The 12,012-nt window shown below is 42.4% G+C and carries 9 protein-coding genes and 1 pseudogene; 6 read left to right on the top strand and 4 right to left on the bottom strand.

Going from position 1 to position 12,012, the window contains the following annotated elements; genetic code table 11:
• Positions 1–220: 220 nt before the first annotated feature.
• A complete protein-coding gene (locus WA1_RS43205; RefSeq protein ID WP_017748270.1) occupies positions 221–607 on the bottom strand; it encodes an alr0857 family protein in 387 nt (128 codons plus the stop codon).
• Between the two features lie 302 nt (positions 608–909).
• Between WA1_RS43205 and WA1_RS43195 the strand changes: the two genes are divergently transcribed.
• The 4 genes from WA1_RS43195 (at position 910) to WA1_RS43180 (ending at position 7,462) form a co-directional block, all read left to right on the top strand.
• A complete protein-coding gene (locus WA1_RS43195) occupies positions 910–3,912 on the top strand; it encodes a HEAT repeat domain-containing protein (protein WP_017748268.1) in 3,003 nt (1,000 codons plus the stop codon).
• Between the two features lie 123 nt (positions 3,913–4,035).
• Positions 4,036–4,953, top strand: coding sequence for a putative selenate ABC transporter substrate-binding protein (locus WA1_RS43190; protein ID WP_017748267.1), 918 nt, complete (start codon positions 4,036–4,038; stop codon positions 4,951–4,953).
• 59 nt (positions 4,954–5,012) lie between these two features.
• Complete coding sequence (locus tag WA1_RS43185) at positions 5,013–5,795, top strand: phosphonate ABC transporter ATP-binding protein (RefSeq protein WP_017748266.1); 783 nt, start codon at positions 5,013–5,015, stop codon at positions 5,793–5,795.
• Positions 5,796–5,848: 53 nt separating this feature from the next.
• A complete protein-coding gene (locus WA1_RS43180; RefSeq protein ID WP_017748265.1) occupies positions 5,849–7,462 on the top strand; it encodes a PhnE/PtxC family ABC transporter permease in 1,614 nt (537 codons plus the stop codon).
• A 211-nt stretch (positions 7,463–7,673) separates the two neighbouring features.
• On the opposite strand, the gene WA1_RS43175 is transcribed toward WA1_RS43180, so the two are convergent.
• Positions 7,674–8,408: a glutathione peroxidase gene (locus WA1_RS43175; RefSeq protein WP_017748264.1), complete on the bottom strand. Its 735-nt coding sequence runs from the start codon at positions 8,406–8,408 to the stop codon at positions 7,674–7,676.
• 469 nt (positions 8,409–8,877) lie between these two features.
• On the opposite strand from WA1_RS43175, the gene WA1_RS43170 reads away from it, so the two are divergent.
• Positions 8,878–10,155, top strand: a complete 1,278-nt coding sequence (locus tag WA1_RS43170) for a RuBisCO small subunit-like domain-containing protein (protein ID WP_017748263.1) — start codon at positions 8,878–8,880, stop codon at positions 10,153–10,155.
• Between the two features lie 151 nt (positions 10,156–10,306).
• Here WA1_RS43170 and WA1_RS57745 read toward each other — a convergent pair whose 3' ends face one another.
• Both WA1_RS57745 and WA1_RS62120 read right to left on the bottom strand, forming a co-directional pair.
• A complete protein-coding gene (locus WA1_RS57745) occupies positions 10,307–10,453 on the bottom strand; it encodes a hypothetical protein (RefSeq protein WP_017748262.1) in 147 nt (48 codons plus the stop codon).
• A 53-nt stretch (positions 10,454–10,506) separates the two neighbouring features.
• Positions 10,507–10,623 (bottom strand): annotated as a pseudogene (locus WA1_RS62120) (AAA family ATPase); the annotation flags it as partial.
• A gap of 353 nt (positions 10,624–10,976) precedes the next feature.
• Here WA1_RS62120 and WA1_RS43160 point away from each other — a divergent pair.
• Positions 10,977–11,942 carry an RpnC/YadD family protein gene (locus WA1_RS43160; RefSeq protein ID WP_017748260.1) on the top strand — a complete coding sequence of 322 codons (966 nt, stop codon included), beginning with the start codon at positions 10,977–10,979 and terminating at the stop codon, positions 11,940–11,942.
• Positions 11,943–12,012 lie beyond the last annotated feature (70 nt).

Below are 12,012 nucleotides of genomic sequence, written 5' to 3'. Positions count from 1 at the left end.
GACGCCCGTACCACAAGAGCCGAGACCACAAGAAAATGCTGTGGTTTATTTACTTGAAAACTGCTATGAGTTTATTGGAATGCTGTTTGGGGAAAGGATGCACGACTAGGTTAAACAGCTTAACAGGCTATGACGGAAGTCGCACTAAAGTCCCGCAAACAGCAAGACTGAATATTTATAGATAAGCGATAGATTTCTCAATCCAAAATCCAAAATTCACTTAACCGCGAACTGATGATTGATAACTGGTAACTGATAATTGCGACAGTTGCTGCAACAATAACTCTACAGATGGTGAAAGTGCAGTCACAAAAACACCAGCTTCACTTTCTACGTTTGATGTCAACCAAAGACCTTTGAGAACAACCTCAACAAAATCAGCATCACAAGGGTAAATTTTTACACTATTTTCCTGTAGAGACTTTTCTTCCATATCAAGTAAGCAAGAAACCCCTGCAGTTAGTAGAAAAGAAGCAGTACTGGGTTCAACGTGGATACCCGTAGCCAAGCGTACAGCTAATACAACTCTGACGTTTACCCAATCTTCCAAAGATTCATCTAAACGCTCTAGGATGAAGTTATTCTCAGTATAAGTTAGTTTTAGCATATCAACTTCCCGACATACGGTTATAGAATCCTTGGTGTTTCCTTTTCTATACATCACTTTACTTGGGGCAAATTCCCTAAAGCTAACAGAAGTCGCAACAGTGAGAAAGCTTGTAAAATCTGGATTAGACTCTTAGGGGAAGTTGTTAAACTTAGGGGAATCCCCGAACTTTTCAGTAAACAGGGAATTTTAACTAGATGGGCAATGAAAAATAGGCTCATTCTATTCCCAATCCCCAATCCCCAATCCAAAATCCAAAATCCAAAATCCAAAATCCAAAATCCAAAATCCAAAATCCTCAAATGGCAAGACCAAGCTATGGACCAGAAGCAAAAAAACGAGCAAAGCGTTTGTTAGAAGTGCTGCTGATGTATGCTGCTGACGAATTGGGTGAGTGTAATGAAGCAGCATTAGATGCGCTACGTCCCCAAGTTCAGACACGATGGCAAACAGAAAATTGCTTGGTTGTGAGAACGAAAGTCAGATTTTTGGCAGCGTTGACAGGTTTGGAGTCCGGGCAAAATTCGTTAAACGGCGAACAAATTAAGGAAGCCTTAAAGCGATTCGAGGATTTTTTGGAGATTTTAGAAGATAACCGTGCATCTAGGGGTGGTTCCGAAACTTGGCACTTTACACTAAAGCTTTGGTATAGCCGTTGGGACAAGGAAGCCAACTTACGACAATTTGACACAGAGTGGGAAAGCCGTCGTCCTGAGAAGTCGAAGCAAGTCACCCGTGAAGAGGAGGGGGGGAGTGGGGGAAAGGGAGAGGGGGGACGAGAGAGAAATGAAGCATTATTCTCTTCTTCACTCCTAGATTGGCAACAACTATGCCGTAGTACTCTAGAAGCACAAAATCAAAGACGGTTAACGACCAATCCCCTGACAAGTTTGGATGGATTGAGTTTTGATCTAGATGAAGTTTATGTCCCCTTGGGATTGATGGAACGAAAACATAGAGATAGGCGCAGTGAAGATGTTTCTCCAGTCCAGGGTTCGCAATTATACGAAGCGGAAGATAGGCTAGTTACTCAAACTTTTACACCTAATGAATTTTTGGAACAGGTTCTAAAGCAAAGACGCAGCAGACGGCTTGCGATTGTTGGAGAACCAGGTGCAGGAAAAACAACCTTACTGCAAAAGATTGCATTTTGGGTATTGGATAATACTGAAGACTTACCTGTCTGGGTCTCTCTTGCGGATTTACAGGGAAAGACTTTGGAACAGTATCTCGTTCAGGATTGGTTGAAGTCGGCGACTCGCAAGCTGTCTGTTTCCCAAGAAATACAAGAGGCATTTTGCCAACAGTTCAACCAAGGAAGAGTGTGGTTATTGCTAGACGCAGTTGATGAAATGGCAATTGAATCCAGTCACGCTTTGGTCAAGATTGCGAGTTTCTTAACTGGATGGGTAGCCGATGCGAGAATCATACTCACTTGTCGGCTTAATGTTTGGGATGCAGGGAAAAATGTTTTAGAATCTTTTGATACTTATCGCAACCTTAATTTTACTTATGGTGATTCTCAAACACCAGACCAAGTAGAGCTCTTTATTTACCGTTGGTTTCGTGACAATCCTGCATTGGGACAGAAATTAAGATCTGAATTAGACCAACCAGGGAAAGGGCGGATAAAAGATGCTGTCAAAAATCCGTTACGCTTGGCACTGATGTGTCACAGTTGGGGATTGGGGCGGGGAGGATTGCCCAATACTAAAGCTATGCTTTACGAGCAGTTTGTGGAAGCTATATATGAATGGAAACAAGATCGCTTTCCCACAACTTCTACTCAGCGTCAAGAATTAAACAAGGCATTAGGACAATTAGCTTTGCAGGCTATAGCGCAAGAAAAAACCAAATTCCGCCTCAGCCATCGCTTTGTTTGCCAAGTATTAGGTGCGCCAGATGAAGGGATGTTTCAATTAGCACTACAACTAGGTTGGCTGAATCAAGTAGGAATATCAGAAACCCAAGGGGAAAAAGTTTATGCTTTCTACCATCCCACTTTTCAAGAATACTTTGCTGCACTTGCAATTGATAATTGGGGAGTGGTGAGTGGTGAGTGGGGAGTGGTGAGTAGTGAAAATACCCTACTCTCTACTCCCACTCTCCCACTCCCTAGTTTCCGTATTTTTGAACCTGAATGGCGGCAGGTTATTTTGCTATGGTTGGGAAGGGATAGTATACCGCAAGCAGATAAAGAAGAATTTATTCAAGCACTGACCCAATTTAAAGACGGTTGCGGGGGTTTTTTCAGCTATCAAGCTTACTTTCTAGCAGCACAGGGAATTGCTGAATTTGCTGAGTGTTCCTTATGTCATGAAATTGTGAAACAACTGATTGAGTGGCGATTTGGTTACTACCATCACACAAAACAAAAGTGGTGGAGGTTTCCCTCGCCCATTTTAGAGGGAGCACGCATCGCATTATTGAAAACAGACCGCAGATGTGCGATCGCATCTCTAGAAGAGTTTATCCAAACCAGTCAGAACGACTTTGATAAATGGAATGCCGCTTACAGCCTGGGAAAAGTCTTCGATCCGGGGAATCGAATTGCGATCGCAGCTTTAGAGCACATTGTAACATCAATCCAGCATGAAAACCTATGTTGGCAAGCAGCAGATAGCTTGGGAAAAGTTGACCCAGGTAACCCAATTGCGATCGCAGCACTGATAACAATCATTGAGTCCACCAAAAAGGATTCAACTCGCAGGAAAGCTGCTTATAGCTTGGGCAAAATTGCGCCACAAAACCCAATTGCTTTCTCCACGCTCGAAAAAATTATTAATACAACAACTTATGATTCTTTAAGACAACAAGCAGGGGATAATTTAAAAGTACTTCGTGGGGAAAAAGAACTTTTGCATCAAGAATTTAGTAATTCAGAAGATAGAGAGACACTTTCACGCTATAATTCCGCAGAAGACACTAGTGGTCATGCCAGAGTTATAACAGCCCTAGTCCAAGGAATAGCACTCACTACCGATGAAGATACCAAAAGACGCAGAGCTTGCAGGTTAGCCAAAGCCGATCCAGGTAACAAAATAGCATTTTATACCTTAGTCCATCTTGTCAAAGCTGCAAATAGTGAAGTTGTTCGCAAGCGCACAGCAGATAATTTGAAAAAAGTTCTTCTTGACGCACAAATACCAGAATTAATAGGATTATTAAAGAACTGTTTTTCTGATGAAGTCAAAGAAAACGAACTAGAAGAATTTCGTCACTGTTATAAACTTTTATGGTACTGTTCTGAAAAAATGAAATATGTAGATTTTCTTAAAATATGGCACTGTGTCAGTGACCAGTGACCAGTGACCAGTGACCAGTGACCAGTGACCAGTGACCAGTGACCACTATAACTATAACTATAGTTTAGAAGCAAAATTTTTGAATCCAAAATCCAAAATCTAAAATCCAAAATTAGCAGAATAATGCACAAATTTTTCGTATCAGGCTTGTTTCTACTCTTGCTATCATTAACAGCTTGTTCTTCTAACACATCTGGAAGTTCGCAGAGAACTAATACAACAGAAACAAAACCCTTAGTAACAGGAGCAATTCCCGATCAAGACCCAGAGAAATTGCAACGCCAGTATACCAAATTAGCTTCTTATTTACAAAAAGAACTTGGCGTTCCAGTAGAATACAAACCAGTCACCGATTATACAGCAGCCGTGACAGCATTTAAAGTCGGAGATTTAGATCTAGTGTGGTTTGGAGGATTAACTGGCGTTCAAGCAAGACTGCAAGTCCCTGGAGCAGAAGCCATTGCTCAACGTGATGTCGATGAAAAATTTCATAGTGTATTTATTGCTAACAAAAAAAGTGGGATCAAACCCTTCAAAGATATCTCTGACCTCAAACAACTTAAAGGACGTACCTTTACTTTTGGAAGCGAATCATCCACATCAGGTCGTTTAATGCCACAATACTTTCTAGAACAAGCTGACGTAAAACTCACAGATTTTAAAGGTGAAGCTGGTTTTTCTGGCGACCACGACAAAACAATTAAACTTGTCGAAGCCGGAAGTTTTGAAGCGGGTGCATTAAACGAAAAAATCTGGCAAAAGCGTCTTGACGCTAAAGAAATAGACTCAAGTAAAGTAGAAGTTATCTGGCGTACTCCAGAATACTACGATTATCACTGGATAATTAACCCTCAAGTCAAAAAGCGCTACGGCGAAGATTTTGTCAAAAAAGTTCAAACTGCACTCTTTAACTTAGATCCCAAGATACCAGAGCAAAAAGAAATTCTCGACCTTTTACAAGCAGAAAAATTCATTCCTACCAAGAATGAAAACTATGCACAAATTGAACAAATTGGTCGAAAAATTGGCAAAATTAAATAATTATTTACTGGTCACTGATTACTGGTCACTGGTCACTGATTACTGGTCACTGATTACTGATGAATCGAGGTGCATTAATTTTTGAACTGAAAAACGTTACAAAACAATTTGGGAGATTTCAGTCTCTCAGAAATATTAACTTGAAAATTTACTCGGGTGAACGAATTGCTCTTGTTGGTCCGAGTGGTGCAGGGAAAAGTACTTTATTAAGCTTGCTTAATGGTACGCTGCAACCTACTCAAGGGGAGGTTTGGGTACTGGGTCGTAATTTAGTGAATCTGAGTCCCAAGTCTCTTCGACAAGTGCAAAAGCAAATTGGTACGATTTACCAACAGTTTCATTTAGTAGATAATCTACAAGTTATTCATAATGTCAATGCTGGACATTTGGGACGCTGGTCGTTCTTTAAAGCGGCGATTTCGCTGATTTACCCGTTGGAGGTACAAACAGCTTTTAAAGCGTTAGCACAGGTAGGAATTCCTGAAAAGCTCTACGAACGTACAGACCGATTGTCTGGCGGACAGCAACAACGGGTGGCTATAGCTCGCGTATTGGTGCAAGATCCGGCTGCTATCCTTGCAGATGAACCGATATCTAGTCTTGACCCAGAACGGGGTCGTGAGGTGATGAATTTGTTATGTCAGTTGAGTGAGGAGTCGGGGAAAACTCTGGTGACTAGTTTGCATGCTATTGAGTATGCTCGCAGTTATTTTCAACGTATTATCGGTTTACGACAGGGGGAAGTTTTGTTCGATCTTTCTGCTGGGGAGGTTTCATCAGGTGTGATTGAGGAATTATATAAAATTGAACCGCAAAGACGCGAAGGACGCGAAGAGAAATGAGAAAGAAGAATGAGGGATTGAGGGAGTGATGAAAGACAACTAACAACTAACAAATGACGTTAAACTGGCGAAGTTTCTGGTGGTTACTGTTTGTTATTTTATTGGTTTGGTCTTTACAATTTGCTGGTGTGTTCCAGCAAGATTTGATTAATGAGGGAGGCTGGAATCTTGTTGTCCGCTTTCTCTTGGCGGCGTTTTCACCGGAATTGAGTTGGGAATTTTTGTTGTTGACTTTGGATGCTACTCTGAAAACTTTTGCCTATGCTGTGTGTGGCACGTTTTTGAGTGTTTTAATTGGATTTGTGGGTGGTGTTTTATCGTGTGAGGTTTGGTGGAGGTCAGTTTCTTTAAGGGGTTTTCCTGTTCCTTGGTTAATTGTACGGGCAATTCTGGCCATTCCTAGAGCGATTCATGAATTGATTTGGGGTTTGTTTTTTCTGAATATTTTTGGTCTCGATCCACTGGTTGCTGTTCTGGCGATCGCTATTCCTTTTGGTGCTATCACTGCTAAGGTGTTTTCGGAAATTTTGGATGAAACTCCTCGCGCTCCTTTATTGGCGTTACTTAACAGTGGTGTTTCTCCCAGTCAGGCTTTTATTTACAGTTTGATTCCTCAAGCTTTTCCCAATCTACTTTCTTATAGTTTTTATCGATTTGAATGTTCGATTCGTGCTGCGGCTGTGTTGGGTATTATTGGTGCTGGTGGATTGGGTTATCAAATTCTTCTCAGTCTTCAATCATTACGTTACCAGCAAATGTGGACTTTCTTGTTTGCTCTGCTGTTTTTAAGTGGTAGCACGGATTTTTTAAGTGGTTGGTTGCGCCAGCGTTTGGGTGTTCCTAGTCGTTTGGATTTAAATGTTTTGCATCTTAAGCAACGACAAAAGCTTGGTCAAGAGCACGATCCAGTGGTGACTTTTTTATTGGTGGGTGCTCTGATTCTATTAATCTTTTCGTTCTGGTATGTTAAAGCTGATTTTACAAAACTTTGGTCACCACGGACTGCACAACTATTGATAGAAATTCTTCAGAATCTCTTTCCTCCAGACGTTTCTCTGCTCAATCAAATGTTTACCCTGTCAGCACAAACTTTGGCTATGTCTGTTTTGGCAACTACAGGAGCCGGTTTGGGTGGGATATTACTTTCCTTTTTTGCAGCCAGGAAAATTGGCGAGAGGTCTCTTCGTTCTGTTGTACTCCCCTTGACTCGTTTTTTACTCCTCTTTGCTCGTGCTGTTCCTGAACCTATATGGGCTTTAATCCTTCTGTTTGTGATGTTTCCGGGAATTTTACCGGGTGCGATCGCTCTGGCTATCCACAACTTGGGTATCTTGGGGCGTTTAATGGCAGAGGTGATAGAAAATTTGGATGATAGACCATTGCGATCGCTACAAGCTAATGGTGCTAGTGATTCCCAAGTCTTTCTCTACGGCGTGATTCCTCTGACTTTTCCCCGCTTCCTTGCTTATATCCTCTACCGTTGGGAAGTTTGCGTTCGTGCTACAGTGATTGTCGGTTTTGTCGGTGCTGGTGGTTTGGGGCGTCTTTTGACAGAGCAGCTCAGTAGTTTTGACTATAAAGGTTTGCTGACAACTTTAATTGTTCTCATAGTCATTACCTTTTTTGTAGATTTGATAAGTACTCTGATGCGTCGCTCTTTGAGGTAAAAGGGATTGGCGCTTGGGTTTTACCCCACCCTAGCCCTCCCCTTGGAAAGGGGAGGGAACTGGAAATTCATTTTCCCCCTTTCCAAGGGAACTGGAAATTCATTTTCCCCCTTTCCAAGGGAACTGGAAATTCATTTTCCCCCCTTTCCAAGGGGGGATTAAGGGGGGTATGTGTACACCACAGGGGAAGTTGTAGATGCAGATTTAAAATTTACCTAGCACTTAAGTAATCAGCCAATGCTTCGGAACCACCAATCAGTTTGCCATCAACAAACACTTGAGGAACAGTTGATGCACCTGTCACAGCTTGTAATGTACGAGCTGTCACATCTTTACCTAACACGATTTCTTCATAATCAATGCCACGTCCAGACAGCATATCTTTGGCGCGAGCACAATAGGGACAACCGACTCTTGTAAACAAGGAAACCAATTGGGGTTTCGCAGCTCGAGGGTTGATGTATCTCAGCATAGTCTCTGCATCAGATACTTTAAAGGGATCGCCTGGTTCTTCTGGCTCAATAAACATCTTGTCAATGATGCCATTTTTCACCAACATGGAATAGCGCCAAGACCGTTTCCCGAAGCCTAAGTCGGATTTATCAACTAGCATTCCCATGGCTTCTGTAAATTCGCCATTGCCATCAGCTATAAACTTTATGTTTTCAGCCTGTTGGTCTTTTGCCCATTCATTCATCACAAAGGCGTCATTCACAGAGACGCAGATGATATCATCCACCCCATTGTCTTTAAAAACTTTTGCCAGTTGGTTGTAACCGGGGACATGAGTTGAGGAGCAAGTCGGTGTAAATGCTCCTGGAAGGGAAAAGACTATTACGGTTTTACCGCCAAACAAGTCATTGGTAGTTAGATTCACCCAATTGTGGTCTTGACGCAAACGAAATGTTACATAGGGAACTCTTTGTCCTTCTTTATGAGCTAACATGAGTAAAGCGGCTCCTTTGTGAATCTACTGATAAATCATACTCATAATGAATCCGACTTTCAAGTAAAAATTTACCAAATTATTCGCATCAAAGCCCCGACCTGCTTCGTTAGGGTGGGGGAGTTCATCAACAGAAGGATTTGTAGGGGCGCAAGGCATTGCGCCCCTACGATTGTTGTTATGAACTGATTGGTACGTTATTTAAATGCGGCTTCCTAATTGGATCGATAAGTAGAGAAAATAGCTTTTTTTCCAAAAGGGCTGAAAAGTCACAGCCAGAAGAAATTAAGATTGAAGGAAGCTACTTGAAGGATAAAGCATGAAGTATAAGGGCAAAATTTAAGTCAACCGCCAAAAGTAGGAAATGTGACGACTCTCCACTAGGCTTAAAATTCTTGATTCTTTATGCTTCATACTTTATCCTTCCCCAAGCGATCCCTTATAGGGATTGAAACAATCGGAGAGGTTCATGGGTTATTATATTTCCCCTCGCTTTTTGGACAAACTCGCTGTCCACATCACCAAAAATTTTCTCGATATTCCTGGTATCCGAGTTCCCCTAATTCTGGGTATTCACGGTCGCAAAGGTGAGGGTAAGTCTTTTCAATGTGAGTTAGTCTTCGAGAGAATGGGTATCGAAGCGACTCTCTTATCAGGCGGTGAACTCGAAAGCCCTGATGCTGGCGATCCAGCACGTCTCATTCGTCTGCGCTATCGAGAAACAGCCGAACTCATTCGCGTGCGCGGTAAAATGTGCGTGTTGATGATTAACGATTTAGATGCAGGTGCGGGACGTTTTGATGAAGGTACGCAATACACGGTCAATACTCAATTGGTGAATGCCACGCTGATGAATATCGCTGACAATCCAACTGATGTGCAACTGCCTGGTAGTTACGACGCTACACCTATACATCGCGTACCAATTATTGTAACAGGGAATGATTTCTCTACCCTCTACGCGCCACTTATTCGTGATGGCAGGATGGAGAAATTTTACTGGGACCCAGACCGAAATGATAAAGTTGGTATCGTCGGGGGGATTTTTAGTGAAGACGGGCTTTCACAACGAGATGTCGAACAACTGGTAGATACTTTTCCAAATCAGTCGGTAGATTTCTTCAGTGCTATGCGATCGCGAATTTATGACGAACAAATCCGCCAGTTTATTTATGATGTGGGGATTGAACACGTATCCCGGCGTATCGTAAATAGTGTTGAAGGACCGCCACAATTTAGAAAGCCAGATTTTAGCTTATCCCATTTACTTGAGACAGGTCAGTTGATGGTTGGCGAGCAAAAACGAGTTGATGATTCTCGATTAGTCACTGAGTACAACACCAGGATGCGCTCAAATTATCAACCAGCACCTCCACCTGCAGCGCCAACTTATCAGCCATCAACGAATGGTTCTACTCAGCCTGTAGCACCAACAAATGGTCATGGTCACCAACAACAGCAACGACTCAATACAAAATTAAGTCTTGAGACAATAGAACAAGTGCGTCAGATATTATCTCAAGGTTACAGAATTGGGATTGAGTATGTAGATGAGCGTCGCTTTCGTACAGGTTCATGGACTAGTGGTATAACAAGCCCCATCACTGCTGAAGATGATGCTATCTCAACCATTGAATCTTGTCTTGGAGAACATGGCAATGAGTATGTGCGCTTGGTAGGGATTGACCCGAATGCAAAGCGGCGAGTTGTGGAAACCATTATTCAACGTCCCAATGGAAAGCGGTAGTTGAATTTGCACAGTAGGACGGGCGAGGACGCCCGTACCACAAGAGCCACAAGAGCCACAAGAGCCACAAGAGTCATAAGAGTCACAAGAGCCACAAGAGTCACAAGAGTCACAAGAGTCACAAGAGCTAGGTTTATTAAGGCTGTGCAAGTTAAAGAATTATTAGCTTAGTTGAATTTGTGGTACGGGCTTCTAGCCCGTCCAGAGAAAAATGCCCAAAATTGCTTCTTGTGGTACGGGCGTCCTCGCCCGTCCAGAGAAAAATGCCTTTCCAATTCCAATTGTCTTTTTTTGTCATGATATCAATTTCTTGAGATGAGGCAACTGTTCAGCAAGCTTACTAGGCTACCCGATCGCATACGCTAGCGAAGTTTTTCCAGTACCCGGTCTTCCAGTTACCAAAAGGGGACGGCGCAGATAAAGAGCAGCATTAACTGCATCAACAATCTGCTCTTTAGCTGAGTGCAAGCGGAAAGTTTGTCCTCTGTTTTTATCGCGGGAGAATTCGGCAGAAGAATTAGAAGTAGAATCAGAAGAGGAAGCAGAATCAGGAATAGGAATAGTGTTTGGAAGTTGTTTCCTATAATCACGAGCACTTGGAGCAAGATTTTTGGGGTCAACAGGATGCCAAAACTGTCGCCAAGGTGGAGGTGAAGGCATCTTTGTAATGCGATCGCTCTGCTCGCTGTGCAAACCTCAAAACACAAGCACTTGAGATAACAGTATATATACGGTATCATTTTGTAGCAAAAATAGAGTAAGCTGGCTACAATCTATCGAAGTCCGCAATCCAGTTTCACAGCAATTGTCCTTCAAAAACAATGACAAGATTTCCTTACGACCAATTTACCAAGAATTACTTCAAAGAATTGCTATCGCCATCAGGCAAAGTCGAAACCAGCCGGAAAGTCGCTGCAGAAATTAAAGAAATAGATGTTTATTTCGCACCATCACCTCAAGAAAGTCAGGAGCGAGAACAGTTAGGGTTGTTAGGACGGTTTGCCGCCACATCAACAGTGTTTGAACCATTTAGAAATGCTGTCAAACGCACAGAAGTACGGAGTTGTCTTAACAAGTTATTTGACATTTTTGCAGAATTGGAACGGGAAGCCAAGCGCAACGGGACGGAAATAGTCGAAGAAGAATTACCGTTTCTGTGGATTCTGTCACCCACAGCCTCAGAGGCTCAGTTGGAGGGATTCAGAGCTATATTAGATGAAGAAAACTGGTTGCCAGGAGTTTACTTATTAGGAGAGTTTTATCGCGGAGCAATTGTTGCAATACATCAGTTACCACAGACACAAGAGACGTTATGGTTGAGGATACTCGGAAAAGGAAGAGTACAGCAACAAGCGATTCAAGAGTTACAAGCATTACCAGCAGAAAATTCCTTGCGGAAAGTAGCTATTGATTTATTGAGTAATCTCAAAACGACATTAGAACTGAAACAAGATTTAGACCAAGAGGAGAGAGAGTTAATTATGCAGCTATCACCAGTGTACGAACAGCGACTCGTCGAAGCTAGAGAACAAGGAGTTCAGCAAGGAATCGAACAAGGAGTTCAGCAAGGAATCGAACAAGGAGTTCAGCAAGGTGTTCAAGCAGATCGTCGCAATACAATAGATGCTTTGTTGAGAATGCGGTTTGGAACAGTGGATGAAGAGTTAACAGCAGCGATCCAGCCAATCGCCGATTTACCTTCATCTGATTATGCGGCTTTGTTATTACAGTTACCTAATTTATCACGTGAAGAACTGTTGGCAAGATTTGGGAACACTGAACACTAACCAGTGACGTATCTGCGTCTATCAGCGTTCATCTGCGGTTAATTCTTTTCTGAGATGAGGCAACTTTTCA

This window comes from Scytonema hofmannii PCC 7110 (assembly GCF_000346485.2).
Lineage (GTDB): Bacteria > Cyanobacteriota > Cyanobacteriia > Cyanobacteriales > Nostocaceae > Scytonema > Scytonema hofmannii.
The sequence above is the reverse complement of the archived record's forward strand: the minus strand, read 5'-3'. Positions and strand labels throughout refer to the sequence as shown.

Coding starts and splice junctions, on each gene's coding strand:
- WA1_RS43205 (WP_017748270.1), bottom strand. CDS start 607: ATGCTAAAACTAACTTATACTGAGAATAACTTCATCCTAGAGCGTTTA.
- WA1_RS43195 (WP_017748268.1), top strand. CDS start 910: ATGGCAAGACCAAGCTATGGACCAGAAGCAAAAAAACGAGCAAAGCGT.
- WA1_RS43190 (WP_017748267.1), top strand. CDS start 4,036: ATGCACAAATTTTTCGTATCAGGCTTGTTTCTACTCTTGCTATCATTA.
- WA1_RS43185 (WP_017748266.1), top strand. CDS start 5,013: ATGAATCGAGGTGCATTAATTTTTGAACTGAAAAACGTTACAAAACAA.
- WA1_RS43180 (WP_017748265.1), top strand. CDS start 5,849: ATGACGTTAAACTGGCGAAGTTTCTGGTGGTTACTGTTTGTTATTTTA.
- WA1_RS43175 (WP_017748264.1), bottom strand. CDS start 8,408: ATGTTAGCTCATAAAGAAGGACAAAGAGTTCCCTATGTAACATTTCGT.
- WA1_RS43170 (WP_017748263.1), top strand. CDS start 8,878: ATGGGTTATTATATTTCCCCTCGCTTTTTGGACAAACTCGCTGTCCAC.
- WA1_RS57745 (WP_017748262.1), bottom strand. CDS start 10,453: ATGACAAAAAAAGACAATTGGAATTGGAAAGGCATTTTTCTCTGGACG.
- WA1_RS43160 (WP_017748260.1), top strand. CDS start 10,977: ATGACAAGATTTCCTTACGACCAATTTACCAAGAATTACTTCAAAGAA.